This is a genomic window from Amycolatopsis suaedae (assembly GCF_004214935.1).
Taxonomy (GTDB): Bacteria; Actinomycetota; Actinomycetes; order Mycobacteriales; family Pseudonocardiaceae; genus Amycolatopsis; species Amycolatopsis suaedae.
Map to the genome: position 1 here is coordinate 39,376 of NZ_SFCC01000024.1, position 26,091 is coordinate 65,466.

The following is a 26,091-nucleotide window of genomic DNA, read 5'->3' on the forward strand; positions in this document are numbered from 1 at the left end:
GCGGGATGAGACGCCTGGCGATCCCCGCCCTGCTGGTGATCCTGCTGTCGAGCGTGGCGCCGGCGTCGCCGTCCGCCGGCGCCACCCCGGCCGCGGTGACCGGCCTGACCACCGAGTCGGCCGACCGGCCGCTCGGGATCGACGAGCCGGCACCGCGGCTGGGCTGGCGGCTGCGTGCCGGGCGGCCGGGCACCCTGCAGACCGCCTACCACGTCCTCGTAGCGTCCACTGTGGACAAACTCGCCGAGGGGCGGGCCGACGTCTGGGACAGCGGCCGGGTCGCCTCCGGGGCCTCGGTCCAGATTCCCTACGCCGGCGGGCCACTCGCGGCACGCACCCGCTACCACTGGACCGTCCGCGTGTGGGACGAACGCGGCCAGGCCTCCGGCTGGGCCGAGCCGAGGTGGTTCGAGACCGGCCTGCTCACGCAGCAGGACTGGACGGCACGCTGGATCAGTCACGACGCGCCCACGCTGCTGCCGACCGAGCACACCGCCAAGCAGGACCCGGCGGAAACTCCCGCGAACGGCACGCTCGGCCAGACGTTCACCGCGGACCGGCCGTTCGTGGCGGTGTCCGGCAGTTTTCCCACCTGGCACACCACCGACTCGGACGTGACGCTGACGCTCTACCGCGACGGCCCCGGCGGGCAGCGGGTGGCCACGCGGCGGCTGGACGACCACGCCGACAACGGCTGGGGTGAGCTGCCGCTGGCCGAGGCCGCTCCGGCCGGGCGGTACTACCTCGAACAGTCGCAGCCCCGGGGCAAGGTCGGCTGGTGGAGCCATCCCGCCGACGGCTACCCGCACGGGCAGGCGTTCGCCGGCGGTGAACCGGTGGCCGGCGACCGGACCATTCGCTGGACCCCCGCACCCGAGGTGCCCGATCACCGGACCTCGCTGCTGCGTAAGGATTTCACGCTCGACCGGCCGGTCGAGCGGGCCCGGCTGTACACCAGCGCGCTCGGCGTGTCCGAGCCGGAGATCAACGGCCACCGGGTCAGCGCCGACCGGTTCGCGCCTGGCTGGACCGACTACGCCACCCGCGTGCAGTACCGGACCTACGACGTCACCGCGCTGCTGCGCGAGGGTGGCAACGCCCTCGGCGCGGCACTGTCCACCGGCTGGTACGCGGGCAGCATCGCCTCGGCAGGGCAGAACCTGTACGGCAGCTCACCGGGGCTGCTCGCGCAACTGGAGGTCGTCCACCCCGGCGGCGCGACGACCCGGATCGGCACCGACGAGAGCTGGCGCAGCACGGTCGGCCCCATCCGCACCGCCGACTTCCAGCACGGCGAGACCCACGACGCCCGTGCCGAGCTGACCGGCTGGAGCAGCCCCGGGTTCGACGCCGGGGACTGGACGCCGGCGCGGCCCAAGACCGACGTGACCGCACGCCTGGTCGCCCAGGCCGACCCGCCGGTGCGCGCGGTGGCGGAACTGCCGGCGAAGGCCGTCACCAGCCCGGCACCCGGGGTATCCATTGTGGATCTGGGGCAGAACATGGTCGGCACCGCGCGGCTGCGGCTGCGCGGCGCCGCGCCGGGTACCAGGGTGACGCTGCGCTTCGGCGAGGTGCTCAACCCGGACGGCACCCTGTACACCGCCAACCTGCGCGGCGCCAAGGCCACCGACCACTACCTCGCCCGCGGCGGCGCGGAGGAGGTGTGGGAGCCGCGGTTCACCTTCCACGGCTTCCGCTACGTCGAGGTCACCGGCCATCCCGGGCCGCTGCCCGCGGACGCGGTCACCGGAGTCGTGCTCACCAGCGACACCCCGGCCACCGGCACCTTCCGCACGTCGGATCCGATGCTGAACCGACTGCAGGACAACATCGTCTGGTCCCAGCGCGGCAACTTCCTCAGCGTCCCCACCGACTGCCCGCAACGCGACGAGCGGCTCGGCTGGACCGGCGACATCAACGTGTTCGCCCCGACGGCCGCGTTCAACGCCGACGTGTCGGCGTTCCTCGGCGACAAGTGGATGCGCGACCTGCGTGACGCGCAGCGGCCCGACGGCGCGGTCACCGACGTGGTGCCGTACGTGCCGATCGTCGGCGCGGGCAACGCGGGCTGGGGCGACGCCGTGGTGACGCTGCCACACACCCTGTGGCGGACCTACGGTGACACCCGGGTCGTCGAGCGCAGCTATCCGGCGATCGTGCGATGGCTGGACTACCTGCGCGCCAGCAGCACCGGCTTCATCCGCCCGGACGCCGGGTACGGCGACTGGCTCAACCTCGGCGACCCGGCACCCCGCGACCTGGTCGGCACCGCGTACTTCGCGCACGTCGCGGGGCTGGCCGCCGAACTGGCCGAGGCCATCGGCAAACCGGCCGACGCGGCCGCCCACCGGGAGCTGCGCGACCGGGTGCGCGCCGCGTTCCAGGCCACCTATCTGGAACCGGACGGGAAGCTGCGTGGCGACGCGCAGGCCGGTTACGTGCTGGCGCTGGCGTTCGACCTGCTGCCGGCCGACCGCCGGGCGGCCGCCGCCGGGCACCTGGTGCGCAAGCTGGAATCGCGGAACTGGCACCTGTCCACCGGCTTCCTCGGCACGCCGGACCTGCTGCGCGTGCTGTCCGACACCGGCCACCTCGACGTCGCCTACCGGCTGCTGACCCAGCGCAGTTTCCCGTCGTGGGGCTACGAGGTCGACCGCGGCGCCACGACCATCTGGGAACGGTGGGACTCGATCAAACCCGACGGGACGTTCGGCGACCCGGCGATGAACTCGTTCAACCACTACGCCTACGGCGCCGTGGGCAACTGGATGTACCGCACGGTCAGCGGGATCTCGCTGGACGCGCCCGCGCGGCACGTCGACATCCGGCCGCGGCCCGGCGGCGGGCTGACCGCGGCCGAGGCGAGCTTCGAGTCGGTGTACGGCACGGTCGCGTCGAGCTGGCGGCAGGCCGGGCCGGTGCTGACGCTGGCGGTGACCGTGCCGCCGAACACGACGGCGACGATCCACGTGCCCGCGCCGGACCGCGAGTCGGTGCGGGTGCTCGGCCGTGGGGGCGCGCGGTTCCAGGAGATGCGGGACGGCTTCGCGGTGTTCACCGCCGGCTCGGGCGAGCTGCGGTTCCGGGTCGGTTAGGCGGCAGGCCGAGCAGGGGCAGCCACACCGTGTCCACGATCTCGGTGATCGTCTCGTCCGGTACCGCGCCCATGTTCATCAGCATGTCGTGGCGCACCAGGTCAAAGGGCAGGTTCACCACGCGTTGCGATCGCGGCACGTCCGCGAGTTCGCCGCGTTCGACCGCGCGGGCGACGAGCGCCGGGAAGGGCGGCGTCCGGTCCGCGGGACGCAGGCGGTCGCGTAGCTGGCCGAAGGTGGTGCCGGTCTCGCGGAAGTAGTCCGCGAGCTGGACCCGCATGAGGATCAGCGTGCGGGAGCGCTCGGCGTTGACCGTGCGCAGGACGGTGAGCGCGTCTTGGCGCAGGCTGCCGGTGTCGGGGAGGTCGAGCGGGGGCCAGTGCCGGGCGAGTGTGGCGAGCAGCAGGTCCTCGCGCCGCGGCCAGCGCCGGTACAGCACCGGTTTGCTGGTTCCGGCGCGTGCCGCGACCGCCTCGAAGGTCAGGCCGTGGTAGCCCTGCTCGACCAGTACCTCCCAGGCGGCATCGGTGATCGCGTTCTCCAGGGCGGCGCCCCTGCGCCGCCGGCTCACCACAGCTCCCCGATGTTCGGCGTACACTCGTTCATAAGATACGCAACGGTATCTTATGGGTGACACGCAGGCAAGGAGTACGAACATGTCGATGATCAATGCCGCGGTGGTGGAGTCGTTCGACGAGCCGCCGCACTTCCGGTCCGTTCCCGCGCCCGAGCCCGCCCCCGGGCAGGAAGAGGTGGAGGTCCTCGCCGTCGGCGTGCACCCCGCCACCCGGGGCATCGCCGCGGGCAAGCACTACACCAGCCCGAAGACGCTGCCCGCGCTGGCCGGTGCCGACGCCGTCGTCCGCAGGGCGGACGGCAGCCTCGCCTACGTGATGATGATGGGCGCGGGCACGCTGGCCGAGCGGATCGTCATCGATCCGGCGGCCGTCATCCCGGTCCCGGACGGAGCCGATCCCGCGGTCCTGGTCGCGACCATGAATCCCGCCCTGTCCTCGTGGGGAGCGCTGCGCACCCGCGTGCCGTTCCAGGCCGGGCACTCGGTCCTGGTGCACGGCGCGACCGGCAACGCCGGGTCCATGGCCGTCAAGGTCGCCAAGCACCTCGGTGCCGGGCGGGTGATCGCCGCCGGCCGCAATCGCTCCCGCCTCGGCGAACTCGCGGCCGAGGGCGCGGACGACATCGTCGCGCTCGTCCCCGACCAGGACGCCACCGCGGCCGCGCTCGCCGAGGCCGCAGCCGACGTCGACGTGGTCCTCGACTACGTGTGGGGGCCGCCGACCGAACTCGCCATGCGTGCCGTCCTCGGGGCCCGGACCCAGCGCACCCGCCTGCTCGACTGGGTGCAGATCGGCGGCATGGGCGGGGACGCGATCACGCTGTCCGGGCACACCCTGCGGTCCACCGCGTTCCGGGTGCTGGGCAGCGGCTTCGGCTCGGTGGACATGCAGGTCATGCTGCGGGAGTTCACCGAGCTCGTCGCCACGATCGCCGCGGGTGGCATGGCCGTGCGCCCGCACCCGTTCCCGCTCGACCGGGTCGAGGCGGCCTGGGCCCACCAGGACGCACCCGGCGAGCGCACCGTCATCGTCCTGTGAACCACGGCGCCCCGGCAAAGCCGGGTCGCACACGCAAGGCACGTGAAGGCCACCTTCACCACGTCTCACGTAATGAAGGTGGCCTTCACGAGCTTTGGACGGGGCCTGGGGCTAGACCCGGGGGCGGCGGCTGGACTCGCGCACCACCAGTTCCGGGGTGAACAGGACGTGCTGGTGCTCGTGCCCGTCCGGGTCCTGGCTCTCGGCCATGACCAGTGCCGCCGCCGTGCGGCCCAGCTCGTGCCGCGGCTGGCGCACCGACGTCAGCGGGACGGCCGCCGCCGCGGCGAAGTCGATGTCGTCGTAGCCGACGATGGCGACGTCCTCGGGCACCCGCACCCCCGCCCGCACCATGGCCTGCAGCACGCCCAGTGCCAGCAGGTCGTTGGCGCAGAAGATCGCGGGCGGCCGGTTCCGCCGCGCCAGCAGCTGCTCCCCGGCCCGCTGGCCGCCGGCGACGGTCAGCGCCGGAACCTCGACGACGGAGAGCGTGCCCGCCGGGTAGCCGGCGGCCCGCACCGCGTCCTCCGCGCCCCGCCTGCGTTGCCGTGCCTGGTGCAGCCGGGACGGGCCGTTGACCATGACGATCTCCCGGTAGCCCTCGGCGAGCAGGTGGTTGATCGCCAGCTCGCCGCCGGTGTGGTCGTCGACCGCCACCGAGCACAGGTCGGGCTCCCGGCTGGGGTGGTCCAGCAGCACCACCGACACGCCCCGGTCGCGCAGCCGCCGCACCCCGTCCAGCGACGGTCCCGCCGGGGTGACCAGCACGCCGTGCACCCGCTGTTCGGCCAGCAGTTCCAGGTGGCGTGCCTCGCGGCCGGGGGAGGAGTCGCTGTTGCACAGGATCACCGCGTGCCCGGCCTCCGAGGTGGCCTCCTCGACCCCGCGGGCGACGTCGGTGAAGAACGGGTTGCCGACGTCGAGCACCAGCAGCCCGATCGCCCTGGCCGTGCCGGACCGCAGCTGCCGTGCCGACTCGTTGCGCACGAACCCCAGCTCGGCGATCGCCGCCCGGACCCGTTCGCGGGTGGCGACGGCGACGACGTCGGGCTTGTTGAGCACGTTGGACACCGTCGCCACCGACACCCTGGCCAGCGCGGCGACCTCCCGGATGCCCACCGCCACGGCGGTACCTCCTTATTGAAACGTCTCACAGAACGATAACCCATCTGCCGGTTGATCTTCGGCCATTCACCCTGGGGCTTGACACGCGTGACCCCGGTCACGCAGGCTGATCCCGCATGTCTGGTTGAAACGATTCAAAGACTGGAGCCGCGGATGCCCGAGGACGACACCGCGCCGGTCGTCGCCCTGCGCGGGACCGGCAAGGCGTTCGGCGCGGTCCGTGCCCTCGACGACGTCTCGCTGGAACTGCTGCCGGGCCGGGCTCACGCGCTGCTGGGGGAGAACGGCGCGGGCAAGTCGACGCTGATCAAGCTGCTGGCCGGGGTGCACCGCCCGGACGCCGGCCACGTCGAGGTCGCGGGCAGGCCGGCCCGCTTCACCGGCCCGGCCGACGCCCGCGCGGCCGGGATCGCGGTGATCTACCAGGAACCCACGCTGTTCCCCGACCTCTCGGTCGCCGAGAACGTCTACATGGGACGCCAGCCGCTGCGGTCCGGCCGCCGCATCGACGCCGCCGCGCTGGACGGGCTGGTCCGCGGCCTGTTCGGCAGGCTCGGCGTCACGCTGGACCCGCAACGGCCCGCCCGCGGGCTGTCCATCGCCGACCAGCAGGTCGTCGAGATCGCCAAGGCGCTGTCGTTCGACGCCCGCGTGGTGGTGATGGACGAGCCCACCGCCGCGCTCTCGCCCGCCGAGGTCCGCAGGCTGTTCGACGTCGCGCGGGCACTGCTGGCCGAGGGCGTCGCGGTGCTGTTCGTGTCGCACCGGCTGGACGAGGTGTTCCAGCTGTGCGAGCAGGCGACCGTCCTGCGCGACGGCGCTCACGTGTGGACCGGCCCGCTGGCCGGCGTCGGGCCCGACGAACTGGTGCACCGCATGGTGGGCCGCGAACTGTCGGCGCTCTACCCGGACGGCCGCGGCACGCCCGGCGGCGTCGTGCTGTCGGCGCGCCGGCTGACCAGGGAAGGTGTGTTCACCGACGTCTCGTTCGACCTGCGGGCCGGTGAGGTGGTCGCGCTGGCCGGCCTGGTCGGCGCGGGCCGCAGCGAGGTCGCCCGCGCGATCTTCGGCGTGGACCGGCTCGACGCCGGGACGGTGACCGTCGACGGCCGTCCGCTGCGGGCGGCGTCGCCGAGTGCGGCCATGGCCGCCGGGATCGGTTTCGTGCCCGAGGACCGCCGCCAGCAGGGCCTGGTGCTGGACGCCTCCATCGAACGCAACACCGCGCTCGCGTCGCTGGGCAGCCTGCGCCGCGGCTGGCTGATCCGCCGCCGCGACGAACGGGAACTGGCCCGCGACTGGGCGGTCCGGCTGCGGCTGAAGTTCGCCAGGCTCACCGACCCGGTCGGTGTGCTGTCCGGCGGCAACCAGCAGAAGGTGGTGCTGGCCAAGTGGCTGTCCCGCCGCCCGAGGATGCTGATCGTCGACGAGCCGACCCGCGGCATCGACGTGGGAACGAAGGCCGAGGTGCACCGGGTGCTGGCCGAACTGGCCGCCGACGGGGTGGCGGTGCTGATGATCTCCTCCGAACTGCCCGAGGTCCTCGGTATGGCCGACCGGGTGCTGGTGATGCACGAGGGCAGGCTGGTCGCCGAACTGGACCGCGACGACGCCACCGAGCAGTCGGTGGCCCTGGCGGCGGCGGGGCGCCGATGACCACCGAGCTGACCAGCCGCCCGAAGCCCACCGGCGCCGAACCGGCCACCGCGCGCCGCCTGGCCCGGCGGGTGGGCCGGGTCCGCGAGCTGGGCATCGCCGGTGCGCTCGTGCTCGTCGTCGCCACCGCGACCATCGCCAACCCGCGGTTCCTCGATCCCCAGGGCGTGCGCGACCTCCTGCTCAACGCCGCCATCGTCGCGCTGCTCGCCGTCGGCCAGACGATCGTGGTGGTCACCCGCAACGTCGACCTGTCCGTCGGCTCGGTGCTCGGCCTGTCCGCGTTCCTCACCGCCGACACGCTGGCGTCCAATCCCGGGCTGCCCGTCGTCGCCGGGATGGCGGTCGGCGTGCTGACCGGGGTGGCCTGCGGGGTGCTCAACGGGCTCGTCGTGGCCGTCGGCAGGGTGCCCAGCCTGGTCGTCACCCTCGGCACGCTCTACGTCGTGCGCGGCCTGGACTTCGCCGTCGCCCAGGGCACCCAGGTCGGCGCCGCCGACCTGCCGTCGGGCCTGCTGGGCTTCGGCGGCGGGCGGGTGCTCGGCGTGCCCTACCTGGTGCTGGTGACGCTGGCCGCGGTGCTGCTGGCCGCGTTCTACCTGCGGTCCTACCGGTCCGGGCGGGAGCTGTACGCCATCGGCTCGCACCCGGAGGCCGCGGTGCTGGCCGGGATTGCGGTGGGGCGCAGGGTGTTCGCCGCGTTCGTGGTGTCCGGGGCCATCGCCGGGCTGGCCGGCACGTTGTGGACTGCCCGCTACGGCACCGTCGACGCCGCCGCGGGCACCGGGCTCGAACTGCAGGTGGTGGCGGCCGTCGTGGTCGGGGGTGTGGCCATCTTCGGCGGGTCCGGCACCGTGGTCGGCGCCGCGCTGGGCGCGTTGCTGCTGAGCACCATTTCCGGCTGCCTGGTCGTACTGGGCGTTCCGGCGTTCTGGCAGCAGGCCATCACCGGCGCGCTGCTGCTGGCCGCCATCTCGCTGGACCGGCTGGTGGCGCTGCGGCTGGCCGCCGCGCTGCGCCGCAGCAGCGGAAGGGGGCGGACATGACCCGCGTGCTGCGCTGGGAATCGGCGCTGGTGGTCCTGCTGGTACTGGTCGCCGTCATCGGCTCGGTCCGCACCGGTGGCACGTTCCTGTCCGGGGACAACCTGTTCTACCTCGGCCTGGACATCGCCGAGATCGCGCTCATCGCGCTGCCGCTGACGCTGGTCGTGGTGTCCGGCGAGATCGACCTGTCGGTGGCGTCCACGCTGGGCCTGGCCAGCGCACTGGTCGGTACACTGTGGACGGCCGGCTGGCCGCTGGAGCTGATCCTGCCGACGGTGATCGTCGCCGGAGCCGCCTGCGGCGCGGTCAACGGCCTGCTGGTCACCCGGCTCGGCCTGCCGTCGCTGGCGGTCACCATCGGCACCCTGGCGCTGTACCGCGGGCTCGCGCTGGTCCTGCTCGGCGACACAGCGGTGGCCGACTTCCCGGCCGCCTACACGCAGTTCGGCACCACGCCGGTCCCCGGGACGTGGCTGCCCTACCCGATCCTCGCGTTCGCCGTGCTGGCCGTGGTGTTCGTGGTGCTGCTGCACGCGACGCCGTTCGGCCGCGCCACGTTCGCCATCGGCGCCAACACCGAGGCGGCCCGGTTCTCCGGGATCCGGGTCAACCGCACCAAGCTGATCCTGTTCGTGCTCACCGGCGCCGTCGCCGCCCTGGCCGGCATCGTGTACACGCTGCGGTTCTCCAGTGCCCGCGCCGACAACGGCACCGGGCTGGAGCTGGCCGTGGTCGCCGCGGTGCTGCTGGGCGGGGTGTCGATCTTCGGCGGCCGCGGCACGCTCGGCGGTGTCATCGCCGGGGTGCTGCTGCTCGGCGCGCTGCGCAACGTCCTCATTCTCGGCGACGTCTCGACCGAGACGCTCACCGTCGTCACCGGCCTGCTGTTGCTGCTCGGCGTCCTCACGCCGCCGACGGTGTCCCGGATAGCGGCCCGCATCAGACGTCCCACGGAAGGAGCCTCCCCATGAGGACACTAGCCGTACTGGCTGTAGCCGTACTGGCGCTGGCCGGATGTACCACGCGCGACGGCGCCGGCCAGCAGGCCGGGCCGTCCGGGCCCGCGGGTGCCGCCGATCCCAATGCCCAGCTGAAGACCGGGTTGAAGGTGACGTTCCTGCCCAAGCAGGTCAACAACCCGTACTTCACCGTGGTGGGCAAGGCAATCGAGCAGGCCTCCGGTGAGCTGAAGGCCGAGTACAAGGCGACCGGGCCGTCCGAGGCCAGTGCCGCCTCCCAGGTCACCTACATCAACACCGCCGCCCAGCAGCGGCAGGACGTGCTGGTGCTGGCGGCCAACGACCGCAACGCCGTCGCGCCCGCGCTCAAGGCCGCCCGGTCGGCCGGGATGAAGGTGGTGACGCTGGACTCCGACGCCGCGCCCGACGCCCGCGACCTGTTCATCAACCAGGTCGACTCCCGCGAGGTCGCCGTCAAGCAGCTGGAGCTGATCTCCGCCGCCATCGGTGGCGCGGGGGAGTTCGCGGTGCTGTCGGCCACCGCCAACGCCACCAACCAGAACACCTGGATCGAGGTGATGCGCCAGGAGCTGGCCACGCCGAAGTACGCGGCGCTCAAGCTGGTCGAGGTGGCCTACGGCAACGACGACGACCAGACCTCGTTCCAGAAGACCCAGGGCCTGCTGCAGGCCCACCCGAACCTGAAGGGCATCGTCTCGCCCACGACGGTGGGGCTCGCCGCAGCCGGCCGGTACCTGTCCTCCTCGGAGTACAAGGGCAAGGTCGCGCTGACCGGGCTGGGCACACCCAACCAGATGCGGCAGTACGTCAAGGACGGCACCGTGGGCTCGTTCGCCCTGTGGGAACCGGCCAAGCTGGGCTACCTGGCGACGTTCGCCGCCGCCGCGCTGGCGTCCAACCAGATCACCGGCGCGCAGGGGCAGAAGTTCCGCGCGGGCAACCTCGGCGAGTACACCGTCGGTGCCCAGGGGGAGATCGTGCTCGGCCCGCCGACGGTGTTCGACAAGGCCAACATCGACCGGTTCGACTTCTGAGGGGACGCGACGTGCTAGAGGTGTTGCGGCGGCAGCGCATCGAGACCCCGTCGTGGGCCTACGGGAACTCCGGGACCCGGTTCAAGGTGTTCGCGCAGCCGGGAATCCCGCGCACGCCGTTCGAGAAGATCGACGACGCCGCGCAGGTGCACCGGTTCACCGGGGTCGCGCCGAGTGTGGCGCTGCACATCCCGTGGGACCGGGTGGACGACTGGGACGCGCTGGCCCGGCACGCTGCCGATGCGGGGATCGAGCTGGGCGCGGTCAACCCCAACGTGTTCCAGGAGGACGACTACCGGCTGGGCAGCCTGTGCAACCCCGACCCGGCCGTCCGGCGCAAGGCCACCGATCACCTGCTGGAATGCGTCGAGATCGGTGCGCGGATCGGGTCGCCGGTGCTGTCGATGTGGGTGGCCGACGGCACCAACTACGCCGGGCAGGACGACATCCGGGCCCGCCAGGACCGGCTGGAAGCGGCATTGCGCGAGGCCTACGACGCGATGCCGGAGTCGATGCGGCTGCTGCTGGAGTACAAGTTCTTCGAGCCGCACTTCTACACCATGGATGTGCCGGACTGGGGCACGTCGTTCGCGCAGTGCCTGCGGCTCGGGGAGCGGGCGCAGGTGCTGGTCGACACCGGCCACCACGCGCCGGGCACCAACATCGAGTTCCTGGTGGCGATCCTGCTGCGGGAGGGCAGGCTCGGCGGGTTCCACTTCAACAGCCGCAACTACGCCGACGACGACCTCATGGTCGGCGCGGCCGACCCGTTCCAGCTGTTCCGCATCCTGCACGAACTGGCCGGTGCCGGCGCGCTGGAGCCGGATTCCGGGGTGGCGTTCATGCTCGACCAGTGCCACAACCTGGAGCCGAAGATCCCGGCGCTGATCCGGTCGATCGTCAACGTGCAGGAAGCCACCGCCAAGGCACTGCTGGTGGACCGTGAGGCGCTGGCCGCCGCGCAGCGGGACGGTGACGTACTCGGCGCGCACGCGGTGGTGATGGACGCGTTCCACACCGACGTGCGGCCGATGCTGGCCGGGCTGCGCGAGGACATGGGCCTGGACCCGGACCCGCTCGCCGCCTACCACCGCAGCGGCTACCAGCAGCGCATCGAGTCCGAACGCGCCGGCGGCGCGGCGATGGGATGGGGAGCATGACACACCCCGAGGTGAAGGCGCTGCTGGAACGCAGCCACGAACTCGGCGCGGACCCGCGCAACACCAACTACGCCGGCGGCAACGCCTCGGTGAAGGCGAGCGCGCCCGACCCGGTCACCGGTGACGAGGTGGACCTGTTGTGGGTCAAGGGTTCCGGCGGCGACCTGGGCACGCTGACCGAGGACGGGCTCGCCGTGCTGCGGCTGGACCGGCTGCGGGCGCTGACCGGCGTCTACCCGGGCGTCGACCGGGAGGACGAGATGGTGGCCGCGTTCGACTTCTGCCTGCACGGCAAGGGCGGCGCGGCACCGTCGATCGACACCGCCATGCACGGGCTGGTCGACGCCGCGCACGTCGACCACCTGCACCCCGACGCCGGGATCGCGCTGGCCACCGCCGCCGACGGGGAGCGGCTGACCGCCGAGTGCTTCGGTTCCCGGGTGGCGTGGGTCCCGTGGCGGCGGCCGGGTTTCCAGCTGGGACTGGACATCGCCGAGATCAAACGGTCCAATCCGGACGCCATCGGCGTCATCCTCGGCGGGCACGGCATCACCGCGTGGGGCGAGACGTCCCAGCAGTGCCGCGACCACTCGCTGGAGATCATCCGCACCGCGACGGAGTTCCTGGCCGAGCGGGGCAGGCCCGACCCGTTCGGTTCCCGGGTGGCGGAGTGGGAGCCGCTGCCCGTCCAGGCGCGGAGGGAGCGGGCGGCCGCGCTGGCACCGGTGCTGCGGGGGCTGGCCTCGACCGACCGCCGGCAGGTCGGGCACTTCACCGACAGCGACGAGGTGCTGGAGTTCCTGGCCTGCTCGCAGATGCCGGAGCTGGCCGCGCTGGGCACGTCGTGCCCCGACCACTTCCTGCGCACCAAGGTCCGGCCCCTGGTGCTGGACACCGCCGCGGACGCGCCGCTGGACGAGGTCCTCGCGCGGGCCAGGGCGCTGCACGCCGGGTACCGGGCGGACTACCGGGCCTACTACGAGCGCTACGCCGAGCCGGACTCACCGCCGATGCGCGGTGCCGACCCGGCCGTCGTGCTGGTGCCCGGCGTCGGCATGTTCAGCTTCGGCGCCGACAAGCAGACCGCGCGGGTGGCGGGCGAGTTCTACGTCAACGCCATCAACGTCATGCGGGGCGCCCAGTCGGTCTCGGAGTACCGGCCGATCGAGGAACGGGAGAAGTTCCGCATCGAGTACTGGGAGCTGGAAGAGGCCAAGCTGCGCCGCAGGCCGGCTCCCAAGCCGCTGGCCGGGCGGGTGGCGCTGGTGACCGGGGCGGGGTCGGGAATCGGGCGGGCCACCGCGCGGCGCCTGGCCGCCGAGGGCGCGTGCGTGGTGGTGGCCGACCTGGACGCGGACGCGGCGCGGACGGTGTGCGCGGAGATCGGCGGTGAGACCGCCGTGGCGGTGACCGCCGACGTCACCGACTCGGCCGCCGTCGACGCGGCGTTCGCGGCGGCGTGCCTGGTCTTCGGCGGGGTCGACCTGGTGGTGAACAACGCGGGCCTGTCGGTGTCGAAAGCCTTGGTGGACACCACCGACGCGGACTGGGACCGGCAGCACGCGGTGATGCCGCGCGGGTCGTTCCTGGTGTCGCGGGCGGCGGCGCGGGTGATGACCGCGCAGGGCATGGGCGGCGACCTGGTGTACGTCGCCAGCAAGAACGGCGTGTTCGCCGGCCCGAACAACGTGGCGTACGGGGCGGCGAAGGCCGACCAGGCGCACCAGGTGCGGCTGCTGGCCGCGGAGCTGGGGGAGCACGGCATCCGGGTCAACGGGGTCAACCCGGACGGGGTGGTGCGGGGCTCGGGCATCTTCGCCGGCGGGTGGGGTGCGCAGCGGGCGGCGGTGTACGGCGTGGCCGAGGAGGACCTGGGCGCCTACTACGCCGGGCGGACGCTGCTGAAGCGGGAGGTGCTGCCGGAGCACGTGGCGGCCGCGGTGTTCGTGCTCACCGGCGGGGAACTGTCCAGGACGACCGGGACGCACGTTCCGGTGGACTCGGGGGTGGCCGCGGCGTTCCTACGGTGACCGGCACGGAAGGAGTGGTCGATGACGGGGATCTTGCCGGCTGTGCGCGACGCCGACGACCCGGTGGAGCTGTCGGAGGAAGACCTGAAACTGCTGCGGCTGCTGGCCACCGGGCTGCCGATCGACGCGGTGGCGCGGCGGCTGGACCTGTCCGGGCGGACGGTGCGGCGGCGGACCCGCGCCATCTGTGACCAGCTCGGCCTGACCGCGCCGGTGCAGGCGATCGTGTGGGCGGCGCACCGGCGGCTGCTGTGAGCACCGCGGTCGTGGCGGTCGACCTGGGCGCGTCCAGCGGCCGGGTGATGCTCGCGCGGGTCGGGCCGGGACGGCTGGCGCTGAGCGAGCGGCATCGCTTCGCCAACCAGCCGGTGCTGCTCGGCGGCACGCTGCACTGGGACGTGCTGGGGCTGTACCGGGGTGTGCTGGACGGGCTGCGGGCGGTGACGTCGGCCGGGGTGGTGCCGGGCAGTGTCGGGGTGGACTCGTGGGCCGTCGACTACGGCCTGATCGACGCCGCCGGGACGCTCGTCGGGCTGCCCGTGCACTACCGCGACGACCGCACCGAGGGCGTGGTCGACGAGGTGGCCGGCCAGGTGCCGCTGCCGGAGCTGTACGCGCTCACCGGGGTGCGGCCGCTGCGGATCAACACCCTGTTCCAGCTGGTGGCCGAGGCGGATTCGGCGCGGCTGGCCGCCGCGGCGCGGCTGCTGCTGATCCCGGACCTGATCGGCTACTGGCTGACCGGCGTCGCCGGCGCGGAGTCGACCAACGCGTCCACCACCCAGCTGCTGGACATCCACAGTGGACAGTGGTCGGACGAGCTGATCGGCAAGCTGGGGCTGCGCCGCGAGCTGTTCGGCGTGCTGCGGACACCCGGCCAGCAGCTGGGGCCGGTGCGGCCGGAGGTCGCCGCGGACACCGGCCTGCCCGCGGGGACGCCGGTGACGGCGGTGGGCTCGCACGACACGGCGTCGGCCGTCGCCGCCGTTCCCGCGGCCACGGAACGGTTCGGCTACATCTCGTGCGGCACCTGGTCGCTGGTGGGGGTCGAGCTGTCCGAACCGGTGCTCTCGGAGGACGCGCGGCTGGCCGGGTTCACCAACGAGTCCGGTGTGGACGGTACGGTTCGCTTTCTGCGTAACGTGATGGGACTCTGGCTGGCGCAGGAGTGCCTGCGGCAGTGGCGGGCGGACGGGCTCGGCGCGGGATTGCCCGAGCTGCTGCGTGCGGCGGCCCGGCTGCCGCCGGGTGCCGTGGTGGACGCCGACGACGAGGAGTTCCTGGCGCCGGGCGACATGCCCGCCCGCATCGCCGCCTGGTGTGCCCGCGCCGGTGAGCCGGTGCCGGAGGGGCCCGCGGCCGTGGTGCGCTGCATCATGGACAGCCTGGCCCGGGCCCACGCCCGGGCGGTGGCCGACGCGCAGCGGCTGTCCGGCCACGCCGTCGACGTGGTGCACCTGGTCGGTGGCGGTGCCCGCAACGAGCTGCTGTGCCAGCTGACCGCCGATGCCTGCGGCGTGCCGGTGGTGGCCGGACCGGTGGAGGCCGCCGCCATGGGCAACGCGCTGGTGCAGGCCAGGGCGCTCGGTGTGGTGCCGGGGGAGCTGGCCGACCTGCGGGCCCTGGTCCGGGCCACGCAGCCGCTGCGCACCTACCAGCCGCGCTGACCGTCTCATGTGGTGGCCAGGCCGCTACGAAAATCCGGTCGGCGAAACTCCAGGAGCGCCTAGACCCGGGTGACCTCCTGGCGGCGGAAAGGCATAGAACCGCACGGAAATTTCCTTCTCACCCTTTCCTGGACGACGACGTCGGCAGTATCGCGTGACAAGTTCGCGGTACTCGGCGTCCAGTTCACGCAATTCCGCTTGGGTCAGCCGCGTCGAGGTCCGCTGCGCCATCGCCCACGGGCCGAACTCGTCGCGGTGCTCCGCGGCCCAGGACAGCAGGGCCACCTCCTCCGCATACTTCGCGTCGAGGAACGCGGTGACTCGCTGCCGGTCCGCACCGTCGTAGTCGTCCGGCTTCGGCTCACGCAGCTCCTGCGGGACCGGGAGCCAGTTCCCCTTCCGGTCATGGCGCACGAAGCCGTTCGCCCGCAGGTTCTCCAGACATTCGGTGACTTCGGCTCGCTCCAGTCCCGTTCGGCGCGCGACCTCCGCCGCACCGGCGGGAAGCACGTGGGTCACTCGCTGGTAGCGAGGGTCCTCCCGCAGGGCGATGTCCCGCAAGGTGACCGATCGACGGGGGAGAGCGTCGCCGAGCAGCCGCCGCGAGGCGAACACTAGCAGCGCGGCGGCCGGGAGCTCGACGAAGACGGCGAGCGCGACGCTGCTCCACCGCTCGGGCGAGGTCCAACCGAGCATGACGTCGAACCACGCGTCACAGCACAACATAGCCGCCGTGGCGGACAGCAGGGGCACGGCCGCCCGGCGACGGTTCAACCCAAGCCATGCCGCGGCCGCGAAACTCAGCAGCAGGGCGATGTCGAATCCGACCCACGCCAGGCGCCACTGGCCGGTGTCGAACCGGTCGGGCAGCGTGTGTGCGAGGTAGACGGTCCAGGGTACGAGCAGGACCGCCGCGCCGACCAATACCGTCAGCAACATCCGTCGGGTCATGATCGCGACGCTAGTGGCGGCCGGGGTCCCGGACATCCGGGAATCTCCCCGGCCCGGCTTCAGGGTGACCGTGCGGTGACTGGCTCGGCCTCCTTCCCGCTCTACGACGAGTACGCGGGTAATTCCGGTCGTCCTGCTCACGCCGCGTGAGCTAGCCTCCGGCAGGTGATCACGATGGAGGGCCCCGGGCGCAGCGGGGACGCGATGCTGTCCGACGGCCGGGTGCTCGGCTGGGCGGAGTGGGGACCACGCGACGGCAGGCCGGTGCTGTTCTCCCCGGGCGCGGCGACCAGCCGCTCGCTCGGGTTCGGCTCGAGCGTGGTGGACGGTCTCGGCGTGCGGCTGATCGCCGTGGACCGGCCGGGCCTGGGCGTGTCGACCCCGGCGCCGGGGCGGACGTTCGCCGGGTTCGCCGCCGACATCGCCGAACTCAGCGAGCGGCTCGGGCTCGGCAGGCCGGCGATGGTCGGCAACTCCCAGGGCGCGCCGTTCGCGCTGGCCTGCGCCGTCGAGGGCATCGTCGCCTGCCTCGCCGTCGTCGCGGGCTCGGACGAGGTGGAACCCGCCGGCCGGGTCGACGAGGGCATGTTCACCGGCTTCGACGCCGACGCCATGTACGACCTGGTGATGGCCGCCAGCCCGCCGTCGGACCTGGCGGTCTACCGGCAGCCGGCGTTCACCGAGGCCTACCTGCGGGCGCTGAAGGAGGGCTTCGCGCAGGGCGCGGCGGCGGGGTACGCCCGCGACACCGTCCTGGCCATGGGGCGCTGGCCGTTCGACCTGTCGTCGATCACCGTGCCGGTGCACCTCTGGTACGGCGAGGACGACACCACCCACTCGCCGGACCGCGGCCAGACGCTGGCCACCCGCATCCCCGGCGCGGTGCGGACCGTGGTGCCCGGCATCGGCGGCGCCGTGCTGTGGACCCACGCCGAGCAGATCCTCGCCGCTCTGCTGACGGAGCTGGGCGATGAACGCTGACCGGATCAGCTGGGGCGGTGGGCGCGAGGGCGGCCCGACGGAAGCCGGAATCGAGTTCACCGGCCCGGCAGGAATCAGCTGCCCGGCTTCGGCCTCCGACCTGGCCGTGCGCGCCGCCGCCTGGTTCGGGAAGGACTGATCCGCCGCCTCGGCGGGTACCCGCCCGGCATGCCGGAGCTGCCGGACGTCGAGGGCTTCCGCCGGGTGCTGGCCGAGCACGCCACCCGCCGGCGGGTCCGCGACGTCCACGTGCACGACGCGCAGGTCCTGCGCGGCACGACGGCGCGCCGGCTGCGCGACACCCTGACCGGCGCCCGGCTCGCCGAACCGCACCGGCACGGCAAGTGGCTGCTCGCGCCGGTCAGCGGCGGGCCGGTCCTGTTGTTCCACTTCGGAATGACCGGTTCGCTGGAGTGGAACGAACCCCACCGGCACGACCGCGTCGTGCTGGAGTTCGCCCGCGGCACCCTGCACTACCGCGACATGCGCAAGCTCAAGGGCATCCACCTCGCCGCCGACAGCGACGCCGCGGACGAGTTGCTCGCCGGCCTCGGCCCGGACGCGGCCGGGCTCACCGCCGCCCGGCTGCGCGGGATCGTCTCCCCGCTGCGGCGGCAGGTGAAGCCCGCGCTGGCCGACCAGGCCGTCGTCGCCGGGCTCGGCAACCTGCTCGTCGACGAGGTCCTGTGGCGCGCCAGGGTTCATCCGCGCCGGCGGGCGTCCACTCTGGACCGTGACGAGCACACCCGGCTGCACCGGGGCCTGCGCGCCGTGCTGCGCCGGTCCACCGCCGCCGGGCGGGTGCCGGACCATCCGTCCTGGCTCACCGGCCGCCGCGACGACCCGCACGGGCACTGCCCGCGCTGTGGCACGCTACTGCGGCGGGGCCGGGTCGGCGGCCGCGGCACCGTCTGGTGCCCGGACTGCCAGCGCTGACCGGCGGGGTGCAGCTGGCCACAGGGTGGGGACGGTGGTTCACCTCGATGCCCCGCGGTCCGGTCGCGGCATAGCGTGACCGCACCGAGTTTGGGAACAAGGGGGCACAGAAGGTGCGTGCACTGCTGATGAGGACCGGGAGCGCCGGGCTGCTGATGGTCGGGCTGGGCCTGTCCGCGGGGGTGACCGTGATGGGCGCGTTCGCCCTGGTCATGGCGCTCATGTCGTTCGTGGCGTTCGGTCTCGGGCTGATCCTGGTACCGCTCGGGCTGCTGGGCCTGCGGGCGTGGGCCGACCTGCACCGGGTGATCGCCGGCCGCATCCTCGGCACGCCGGTGCCCACCCGCCTGCGGCCGCTGAGCGGCGGGATCGGCAACTGGTGGCGCCAGCTGCTCACCGACCCGACGACCTGGCGGGAACTGCTGTGGATCCCGGTCCAGGCCGTCGTGGGCACCGTCCTCGGCATGGGGATGATGTTCGCCGCCGGGGTGATCTTCGCCGCCCTGTGGAGCATGGCCACCTGGTGGACCGACGAGGCCGCGTCGGTGCAGTTCTTCGGGATCGTCATGGACGACCCGGCGCGGGCCTACGGCATCGGCATCCCGGTGGTCGTACTGGGGGTGGCCGCCCTGGTGCTGGTGCTGCCCGCGCTGGCGACGTCGTGGGCCACGATGACCCGCACGATCCTGCACCGCGGCCGCATGGAGCAGCTGGAGGACCGGGTCGGCCAGCTCGCCGAGACCCGCTCCGGCGCGGTGCACGCCCACGGCGCGGAGCTGCGCCGCATCGAGCGGGACCTGCACGACGGCACACAGGCGCAGCTGGTGTCGATCGCCCTGCGCCTGGGCCTGGCCAAGGAGATGGTGCGCGACGACCCCGAGCAGGCCGCCCAGATGCTCGCCGACGCCCAGCGCGGCACCGAGTACGCGATGGAGGAGCTGCGCGGCATCGTGCGCACCATCTACCCGCCGATCCTGTCCGACCGGGGCCTGAACGGGGCGCTGCGCTCGCTGGTCGCCGACGCCGCCGTACCGACCCGGCTGGACCTGCCCGACCCCGAGGAGCTGGGCACGCTGCCCGCCGCCATCGAGGGCGCCGCCTACTTCGTCGTCGCCGAGGCGCTGACCAACGTCGCCAAGCACAGCGGGGCGAGCGTCGCGTCGGTGTCGGTGTCCCGGATGGGCGACCGGCTCACCGTGGTGGTCGTGGACGACGGCCGGGGTGGTGTGGTGGAGTCGGCTGGCACCGGAGTCACCGGCATCCGGCGCAGGGTGGCGGCCCTGGACGGGTCGGCCACGGTGGACAGTCCCGCCGGTGGCCCGACCGTGCTGACCGTGGAGCTGCCGTGCGCGCCGTGATCGCCGAGGACAACGTCCTGCTGTCGCAGGGCCTGGAGCTGCTGCTGCGGCACGCCGGATTCGACGTCGTGGCCAACACCGCCGACGCCGACGGGTTCCTGGCCGCGGTCACCGAGCACCGGCCGGACATCACCGTCGTCGACGTCCGCATGCCGCCCGGCTTCCGCGACGAGGGCATCCGCGCGGCCATCGAGGCCCGCAGGCGGGTGCCCGGCCTGCCCATCCTGGTGCTCTCGCAGTACGTCGAGACCACCTACGCCGCCGAGTTGCTCGCCGACGCCGACGGGTCCATCGGTTACCTGCTCAAGGACCGGGTCAGCCAGGTCGCCGAGTTCACCGACGCGCTGCGCCGCGTGGCCGCCGGGCAGACGGTGATGGACCCGCAGGTCGTCACCCAGCTGCTCACCCGGCGCAGCGCCGACCCGCTCGACGCGCTCACCCCGCGCGAGCGGGAGGTGCTCGCGCTGATGGCTCAGGGCATGGACAACGGCGGCATCGGCGAGCGCCTGGTGCTGTCGGCCAGCTCCGTGCAGAAGCACATCGGCAGCATCTTCACCAAGCTCGACCTGCCGCCGGAGGACTCCGGGCACCGCAGGGTCCTGGCGGTGCTGGCCTACCTCAACAGCAACGGCACTAACTGAGCAGCGCCACCAGCGGCCACGCCACGGCCGCGCCGACCAGCCCGGCGGCGGGGAACGTCAGTACCCAGGCGCCGAGGATGTTCTTCGCCACGCCCCACCGCACGGCGGAGAACCGCCGGGTGGCACCCGCGCCCATGATCGCCGAGGTGATCGTGTGCGTGGTGGAGATCGGCGCGCCGAAGCCCATGGCCGCCACGTAGAGCACCGAGCTGGCGGTCGTCTCCGCCGCGAAGCCCTCCGGCGGCCCGAGGTGGATCACCTTGCGGCCCAGGGTGGCGATGATCCGCCTGCCGCCCGAGTAGGTCCCGGCCGCCAGCACGGCGCTGATCACCAGGTACACCCACAGCGGGATCTCCCAGTCGTCCTGGAAACCGCCTGCCACCAGCGCGAGCACCACGATGCCCATGGACTTCGCCGCGTCCTGCATGCCGTGCCCGACGGCCATCGCCGCCGCCGAGCAGGTCTGCGCGATGCGGAAGCCGCGGTTGAGCTTCTTCGGGTGGCCGCGGCGGAAGATCCACAGCACCGCGAGCATCACGCCGAAACCGAGCGCGAAGCCGACCACCGGCGACACGATCATCGGCACGACGACGTCCTCGAAGATTCCGCCCCACAGCACGATTCCGGCTGTCGGCAGCGCCGCTCCGGCCAGCCCGCCGACCAGCGCGTGCGAGGAACTCGACGGCAGCCCGAAGTACCAGGTGACCAGGTTCCAGACGATCGCGCCGACCAGCCCCGCGGCCACGATCGCCAGGCCGGGCAGGCCGTTGGGCAGGGACACGATGCCCGCGCCCACCGTTTTGGCCACCTTGGCGCCGAAGAACGACCCGACGAGGTTGCCCACGGCGGCCAGCACCAGCGCGGCCCGCACCGACAGGGCGCGGGTCGACACCGAGGTGGCGATGGCGTTGGCCGCGTCGTGGAAGCCGTTGGTGTAGGTGAACAGCAGCGCGATCAAGATGACCGCGATGACCGCGGTCAGTTCGCCGGACAAGTCACGACTCCTTGACCGCGATCGCTTCCACGGTGTTCGCGACCAGTTCGAAGGCGTCGGCCGCCTCCTCGAGCTCGTCGGCGATCTCCTTGAGCTTCAGCACGGTGAGCGTCTCGTACTCGCCGCCGAACAGGCGGACCAGCAGCATCCGGTACAGCTTGTCGGCCTCGTTCTCCAGGCTGTTCGACTCGACCCAGTAGTGGCGCAGGTCCCGGCCAGCGGCCAGGTCGTCGAAGGCGGTGACGGTCAGCGCCCCCAGCTTGCGCAGCACGCTCACCTGGTCGAGCAGCTCCGGCGGCGGCGTGACGTCGGCGAACGGCTGGTACAGGTGGGTAAGGGTGGCCGCGGCCTCCAGGTGGTCGACCACGTCGTCCAGCCTGGACCCCAGCCGGTACATGTCGTCGCGGTCGAACGGGGTGACGAAGGTGGCGTTGAGTCTGTTGTACAGCTCGTGGGTCAGCTCGTCGTTGCGGTGCTCGATCTCCACCAGCCGGTTGCTCAGCTCTTCCGAACCCGTGTCGGCCGACCCGAGCTCGGCCAGCGCCTCGGCGGCCTCGGCGGCGTTGCGGGCCGCGCGCGTGAAGAATTCGTAGAGTTCCGGCTCGCGGGGTCGCAGTCGTAGTCGCACGGCCGGTAGGCTACCTTCCCGCCATTTGGACGCTACCGGTTGTTCACCAACCCCGCGTGAACCCCGCTGGCGCTGGGCCTACGCTCGACCCATGGCGCAGGCGGGTGACGGCGGGCTGCTCGCCCCCGCGTGGGCGGCGACCGGGGTGGACGCCCTGGCCGACGACGCCGCCTGGGTGCGGGCCATGCTGTCGGTGGAGGCGGCGCTGGCCCGGGCGCAGGCACGGCTGGGCGTGGTGCCCGCCGAGGCCGCCGCCGTCATCACGCGGGTGGCAGGCGACGTCCTGCCGCCCGATCTCGCCGACGGTGTCCGCGCCACCGGCAACCCGGTGGTCGCGCTGGTCGCCGGGCTCACCGCGGCCGTGCGGGAGCGCGACCCGGCCGCCGCCGAGCACGTGCACCGCGGCGCCACCAGCCAGGACATCCTGGACACCGCCGCCATGCTGGTCGCGGCGCGGGTGCTGCGCCAGGTCCGCGCGGACCTGGACGCCACCGCGGCGGCCCTGGCCGGGCTGGCCGAGCGGCACCGGGACACCCCGATGGCCGGGCGCACGCTGACCCAGCACGCCGTGCCGGTGACGTTCGGCCTGCGGGCCGCGGGCTGGCTGCGGCTCGTGCTCGACGCGACCGACCGGGTGGACCGGCTGCTGGACGGCGGGCTGCCGGTGTCGCTCGGTGGCGCCGCCGGAACGCTGGCCGGCTACCAGGAGCAGGCGCGTCTTGCCGGAGCGGGCGGCGCGTCCGGCCTGCCCGGTGCGGTGGCGGCCGAACTCGGCCTGGCCGAGCCGGTGCTGCCCTGGCACGGCCTGCGAACGCCGGTCGCGGACCTGGCCGCCGTGCTCGCGTTCACCGGTGGCGCGCTGGGCAAGATCGCCGCCGACGTGCAGGTGCTGTCCCGGACCGAGATCGGCGAGGTCGCCGAGGAGACCGCGCCGGGCAGGGGCGCGTCCTCGGCCATGCCGCAGAAGCGCAACCCGGTGTACGCCACGCTGGTCGCCACCGCCGCGCGGCAGATCCCGGCGCAGACCCTGGTGCTGTGGCAGTCGATGCCGGCCGAGGACGAGCGATCGGCCGGGGCGTGGCACGCGGAGTGGCAGCCGCTGCGGGAGGCGCTGCGGCTGACCGGGGGAGCGGCCGCCAACGCCGAGCGGCTGTGTGCCGGCCTGCGGGTGTTTCCCGACCGGATGCGGGCCAACCTCGGGCTCACCGGTGCCGCCGTGGTGTCGGAGCGGATCAGCGCCGTGCTGGCGCCGGTCGTCGGCAGGCAGGCGGCCAAACGGTTGCTCGCCGAGGCCGTGGCGGCGGAGGGGGACCGGGCCTTTCCCGAGGTGCTGGCCGAGCTGGCCGCCCGGGACGGCCACCGGATCGACGCCGGCTGGATTGCCACGCTGCTCGACCCCGCCGCTTACCTGGGCCAGGCAGGCGACCTGGTGGATCGGGTGCTGGATTCCTACCACAAGCGCGGAACCGCGCGCGTGTAAGAAAATCAATTTTAACTCGACGGTAAACAGGACCGTGGTCCGTATTCGAGTGGCGACAAAGCTCTGGGTATTCCGCCGTGAACCCATTGTTCACCGAAGGTTGGCGGCCATCATTACTTGCCGGCCGGTTAGCTGAGGCGGTCACTGGGTCGGCTGTTGACGCCCCGGACCCGCTACGGTAGTGAAACCTGTTCGTGATCGGGACGGCTGCCCTTCGGTCGGCCCGGCCGTGGCTCGCTGACCTGCGGTTATTCCGCTTCTGGATCGGTTCCAGATTAATCGTCGGCCTGGCATTAGTCGAAATACATCGTTATCGTCGTCGTCAGATGAACTTCGTCTCATGTCAAGAGCGGTCGTCGCCCTTGACTCGCACGTGGGTCGAGATCCGCCTTCTGGGCTAGTGACAGTGGTTCGCAGCGTGATAATGTGGCTTAGGTTGCAGCTAACGACAAATTCGCTGCGACCGATGGGGTGAGTTTGAGCATGGGGGTCGTCTCTCGCGGTGTTCGGCGGTCTGTCGACCGTACGGATGTGAGCCGCTCTCATGAATGTGTGTGAATGTTGTTTTGCGTGAATTAATGCGGTTGTGGGTTGTCCCGGCTGGTGAAGGGAGGTTTCGTGGTGTCTGACCGGAGCGAGCGCGGCGGCGGTGGTGCCGGGGCGCGTTCCGGCGGGTAGTACCCGGTTGTTCTGGTGGCATGAGCGCGGTTTGGCCGATCACAACGTCGTGTGGGGCTGATCGGTTGCCGAGGGTGGATACCGAGTTCTGGAGCCGGCGTAGGGCTGTGGGGCCTGATGCCGGCGCCGAAGGAGTCGCGCCGGCCACGTACTGACCGTCGCGCCCGTGGGCGGGCGGACGGATTGCATCACAAAACTGGGATATGGGGGCTGATGTGGGAAACTCGAGCAATGCCGAAAGTAAGACCAACCGGAGCGCGCCGAGACTGAGCGTGCCACCACGGCAGGGACCTCCGATGCCGCCCGCGCCTCGCTCCGAGGCACGGCCGCTGGCCAAGGGGGCGCTGACCAGGCGGACCAGCCTGAGTCTGCCGCCGTCGATTCCAATGGACGAGTGGAGTCAGATCGGCCGGCAGATCCACGCTATCTCCGACTCCTCCGCCTGGTGGCTCGGGGACTGGCTCATCTACGGCCAGTCGCAGTACCCGGACCGCTACAAGCGGGCCATCGAGGAAACGTCACTGGATTACCAGACGCTGCGCAACTACGCGTGGGTCGCGCGGCAGTTCCCGGTGACGCGACGCAGGTCGTCGCTGAGTTTCCAGCACCACGCGGAGCTGGCCAGCCTGTCTGAGGAGGCGCAGGACGAGTGGCTCGACCGGACCGAGAAGTTCGGCTGGTCGCGCAACGAACTGCGAAACCGGGTCCGGGCCAGCCGGAAGGCGAATCGCACCGCGGTCGAACGGGCTGACCGGGTGCTGAAGGTTCAGATGAGCGTCCCGTCCGACCGCAAGCAGCGCTGGCTCGACGCGGCGTCGACGACGGATCAGGACCTGCTCACCTGGATCGTGTCGATCCTCGACACCGCCGCGGCCAGTGCGCTGGGGGAGCGGGCCGCGCAGCTCATCCCCAACGCGCGGATGGAGGTGCAGCAGCTGACGCACAGCGGCTGACTGCCCGCACGCTCGTGAAGGCCACCTTCGCCCGGTTCGACCGGGGCGGAGGTGGCCTTCACCGTTTCACCCGGCCAGCGACACGGCGACCCGTTCCAGGTGGTCCATGGACTCCTGCATGCCGCCTTCCATGCCGGAGTTGATGTGCCCGTCGCGGTGTTCCCTGGTCTGGTGCTGGGTCAGCACCCGCAGCGTGGTGCGGCCGCCGGTCTCGGTGAAGGTGATGGTGTTGGTCGCGTAGGCGTCCTCCTTGGGGAAGCCCTCGTAGACCTCGGTGGAGACGATGCGCTCGGCGGGTTCGATCTCCTGGTACTCGCCGTGGAAGCCGACCTCGAACCCGCCGTTGGCGGTCATCACGTACCGCCAGCGGCCGCCGACCCGCAGGTCGATCTCGACCGAGGTGACCTCGCCGCGGTCGCCCGCCCACCAGCGCTTGACCAGTTCGGGTGTGGTCCACGCGCGGTAGACCAGGTGCTTGGGGGCGTTGAACTCCCTGGTGATGAGGATCTGCGTGTCCGAGGGAAGCGTCACCACTGCCGTGCCGGTGCTAGTCGTCGCCATCGTCCTTCTCCTGTTCCTTGAGTTCTTCCAGTACCGCGTCCAGGCGCTCGAAGCGCGTCGCCCAGGTGTGCTCGAAGGGGCGGACCCAGTCGTAGATGGATTTCAGCGGGCTGCCGTTGAGCCGGTACATCCGCTGCCGGCCCTCCTCGCGTACCTCCACCAGTCCCACCTCGCGCAGCACCCGCAGGTGCTTGGACACCAGCGGTTGCGCGAGATCCAGCTCGGCGACGAGCTCGTTCACCGAGCGTTCGCCGCCGGCCAGGGCGTCGATGATCTGCCGCCGCCGCGGTTCCGCCACCGCGTTGAACGCGTCCGTTGTCGTCGCCGCCCGTGCCATGCCGCCAATCATATACCCATATGGGCATACGTCAAGCGTGTGCCGTGAAGGGGGCTCTCACGGCGTCTGGTGCCGTGAGAGCCCCCTTCACGGCATGAGCCCGGTGTCCGGTGTGAAGGCCGAGTTTCTGTCGTCTCATGTGATGAAGGTGGCCTTCACGAACATCCCGTCCTGGGGTCGC

The 26,091-nt window shown here is 72.3% G+C and carries 24 protein-coding genes; 17 read left to right on the top strand and 7 right to left on the bottom strand.

Going from position 1 to position 26,091, the window contains the following annotated elements; translation table 11 throughout:
• Positions 1–5: 5 nt before the first annotated feature.
• A complete protein-coding gene (locus tag EWH70_RS34145) occupies positions 6–3,098 on the top strand; it encodes an alpha-L-rhamnosidase (RefSeq protein ID WP_130479732.1) in 3,093 nt (1,030 codons plus the stop codon).
• Here the strand turns inward: EWH70_RS34145 and EWH70_RS34150 are convergent.
• Positions 3,058–3,669, bottom strand: coding sequence for a TetR/AcrR family transcriptional regulator (locus EWH70_RS34150; protein WP_240687380.1), 612 nt, complete (start codon positions 3,667–3,669; stop codon positions 3,058–3,060). The two genes, EWH70_RS34145 and EWH70_RS34150, sit on opposite strands and share 41 nt — an antisense overlap.
• Before the next feature lie 85 nt (positions 3,670–3,754).
• Here EWH70_RS34150 and EWH70_RS34155 point away from each other — a divergent pair, with 85 nt between their 5' ends.
• Positions 3,755–4,714 carry a quinone oxidoreductase family protein gene (locus EWH70_RS34155; protein ID WP_130479733.1) on the top strand — a complete coding sequence of 320 codons (960 nt, stop codon included), beginning with the start codon at positions 3,755–3,757 and terminating at the stop codon, positions 4,712–4,714.
• 111 nt (positions 4,715–4,825) lie between these two features.
• On the opposite strand, the gene EWH70_RS34160 is transcribed toward EWH70_RS34155, so the two are convergent.
• Positions 4,826–5,839: a LacI family DNA-binding transcriptional regulator gene (locus EWH70_RS34160; RefSeq protein ID WP_130479734.1), complete on the bottom strand. Its 1,014-nt coding sequence runs from the start codon at positions 5,837–5,839 to the stop codon at positions 4,826–4,828.
• A 153-nt stretch (positions 5,840–5,992) separates the two neighbouring features.
• On the opposite strand from EWH70_RS34160, the gene EWH70_RS34165 reads away from it, so the two are divergent.
• From EWH70_RS34165 to EWH70_RS34200, 8 genes are read left to right on the top strand one after another with little or no spacing between them, the layout of a single operon-like run.
• Positions 5,993–7,495 carry a sugar ABC transporter ATP-binding protein gene (locus tag EWH70_RS34165; RefSeq protein ID WP_130479735.1) on the top strand — a complete coding sequence of 501 codons (1,503 nt, stop codon included), beginning with the start codon at positions 5,993–5,995 and terminating at the stop codon, positions 7,493–7,495.
• On the top strand, positions 7,492–8,541 hold the full coding sequence (locus tag EWH70_RS34170) for an ABC transporter permease (protein ID WP_130479736.1): 1,050 nt from the start codon (positions 7,492–7,494) through the stop codon (positions 8,539–8,541). Before EWH70_RS34165 ends, EWH70_RS34170 begins: the two co-directional genes overlap by 4 nt.
• Positions 8,538–9,512, top strand: coding sequence for an ABC transporter permease (locus EWH70_RS34175; RefSeq protein WP_130479737.1), 975 nt, complete (start codon positions 8,538–8,540; stop codon positions 9,510–9,512). Before EWH70_RS34170 ends, EWH70_RS34175 begins: the two co-directional genes overlap by 4 nt.
• On the top strand, positions 9,509–10,555 hold the full coding sequence (gene rhaS / locus EWH70_RS34180) for a rhamnose ABC transporter substrate-binding protein (RefSeq protein WP_130479738.1): 1,047 nt from the start codon (positions 9,509–9,511) through the stop codon (positions 10,553–10,555). Before EWH70_RS34175 ends, rhaS begins: the two co-directional genes overlap by 4 nt.
• An 11-nt stretch (positions 10,556–10,566) precedes the next feature.
• On the top strand, positions 10,567–11,715 hold the full coding sequence (gene rhaI / locus EWH70_RS34185) for an L-rhamnose isomerase (protein WP_130479739.1): 1,149 nt from the start codon (positions 10,567–10,569) through the stop codon (positions 11,713–11,715).
• On the top strand, positions 11,712–13,745 hold the full coding sequence (locus EWH70_RS34190) for a bifunctional aldolase/short-chain dehydrogenase (protein WP_240687381.1): 2,034 nt from the start codon (positions 11,712–11,714) through the stop codon (positions 13,743–13,745). Before rhaI ends, EWH70_RS34190 begins: the two co-directional genes overlap by 4 nt.
• A gap of 21 nt (positions 13,746–13,766) precedes the next feature.
• On the top strand, positions 13,767–14,000 hold the full coding sequence (locus tag EWH70_RS34195) for a LuxR C-terminal-related transcriptional regulator (protein ID WP_130479741.1): 234 nt from the start codon (positions 13,767–13,769) through the stop codon (positions 13,998–14,000).
• Entirely contained in the window at positions 13,997–15,412 is a 1,416-nt protein-coding gene (locus EWH70_RS34200) for a rhamnulokinase (RefSeq protein WP_276320597.1), read from the top strand. The genes EWH70_RS34195 and EWH70_RS34200 overlap by 4 nt, the downstream gene beginning before the upstream one ends.
• A 24-nt stretch (positions 15,413–15,436) precedes the next feature.
• On the opposite strand, the gene EWH70_RS34205 is transcribed toward EWH70_RS34200, so the two are convergent.
• Positions 15,437–16,399, bottom strand: coding sequence for a helix-turn-helix domain-containing protein (locus EWH70_RS34205; RefSeq protein WP_240687382.1), 963 nt, complete (start codon positions 16,397–16,399; stop codon positions 15,437–15,439).
• Between the two features lie 138 nt (positions 16,400–16,537).
• Here EWH70_RS34205 and EWH70_RS34210 point away from each other — a divergent pair, with 138 nt between their 5' ends.
• The 5 genes from EWH70_RS34210 (at position 16,538) to EWH70_RS34225 (ending at position 20,279) form a co-directional block, all read left to right on the top strand.
• Positions 16,538–17,344: an alpha/beta fold hydrolase gene (locus EWH70_RS34210; RefSeq protein ID WP_205669382.1), complete on the top strand. Its 807-nt coding sequence runs from the start codon at positions 16,538–16,540 to the stop codon at positions 17,342–17,344.
• Positions 17,334–17,483 (top strand): hypothetical protein, encoded by a 150-nt coding sequence (locus tag EWH70_RS35725; protein ID WP_165436538.1) that lies wholly within the window; start codon positions 17,334–17,336, stop codon positions 17,481–17,483. Before EWH70_RS34210 ends, EWH70_RS35725 begins: the two co-directional genes overlap by 11 nt.
• A 29-nt stretch (positions 17,484–17,512) precedes the next feature.
• A complete protein-coding gene (locus tag EWH70_RS34215; RefSeq protein WP_130479742.1) occupies positions 17,513–18,280 on the top strand; it encodes an Fpg/Nei family DNA glycosylase in 768 nt (255 codons plus the stop codon).
• A 128-nt stretch (positions 18,281–18,408) separates the two neighbouring features.
• The gene (locus tag EWH70_RS34220; RefSeq protein WP_130479743.1) at positions 18,409–19,638 is read left to right on the top strand and encodes a sensor histidine kinase; all 1,230 of its coding nucleotides are present in this window, start codon (positions 18,409–18,411) and stop codon (positions 19,636–19,638) included.
• On the top strand, positions 19,626–20,279 hold the full coding sequence (locus tag EWH70_RS34225) for a response regulator (RefSeq protein ID WP_130479744.1): 654 nt from the start codon (positions 19,626–19,628) through the stop codon (positions 20,277–20,279). The genes EWH70_RS34220 and EWH70_RS34225 overlap by 13 nt, the downstream gene beginning before the upstream one ends.
• Here the strand turns inward: EWH70_RS34225 and EWH70_RS34230 are convergent.
• A complete protein-coding gene (locus tag EWH70_RS34230; protein ID WP_130479745.1) occupies positions 20,272–21,273 on the bottom strand; it encodes an inorganic phosphate transporter in 1,002 nt (333 codons plus the stop codon). The genes EWH70_RS34225 and EWH70_RS34230 overlap by 8 nt on opposite strands.
• 1 nt (position 21,274) lies before the next feature.
• Positions 21,275–21,901: a DUF47 domain-containing protein gene (locus EWH70_RS34235; RefSeq protein WP_130479746.1), complete on the bottom strand. Its 627-nt coding sequence runs from the start codon at positions 21,899–21,901 to the stop codon at positions 21,275–21,277.
• A gap of 91 nt (positions 21,902–21,992) precedes the next feature.
• Between EWH70_RS34235 and EWH70_RS34240 the strand changes: the two genes are divergently transcribed.
• Positions 21,993–23,381, top strand: coding sequence for a lyase family protein (locus EWH70_RS34240; protein ID WP_130479747.1), 1,389 nt, complete (start codon positions 21,993–21,995; stop codon positions 23,379–23,381).
• 974 nt (positions 23,382–24,355) lie between these two features.
• The gene (locus EWH70_RS34245) at positions 24,356–25,012 is read left to right on the top strand and encodes an LmbU family transcriptional regulator (RefSeq protein WP_205669380.1); all 657 of its coding nucleotides are present in this window, start codon (positions 24,356–24,358) and stop codon (positions 25,010–25,012) included.
• Positions 25,013–25,078: 66 nt separating this feature from the next.
• On the opposite strand, the gene EWH70_RS34250 is transcribed toward EWH70_RS34245, so the two are convergent.
• Both EWH70_RS34250 and EWH70_RS34255 read right to left on the bottom strand, forming a co-directional pair.
• Positions 25,079–25,573 (bottom strand): SRPBCC family protein, encoded by a 495-nt coding sequence (locus EWH70_RS34250; RefSeq protein ID WP_130479748.1) that lies wholly within the window; start codon positions 25,571–25,573, stop codon positions 25,079–25,081.
• On the bottom strand, positions 25,560–25,910 hold the full coding sequence (locus EWH70_RS34255) for an ArsR/SmtB family transcription factor (RefSeq protein ID WP_130479749.1): 351 nt from the start codon (positions 25,908–25,910) through the stop codon (positions 25,560–25,562). The genes EWH70_RS34250 and EWH70_RS34255 overlap by 14 nt, the downstream gene beginning before the upstream one ends.
• Positions 25,911–26,091 lie beyond the last annotated feature (181 nt).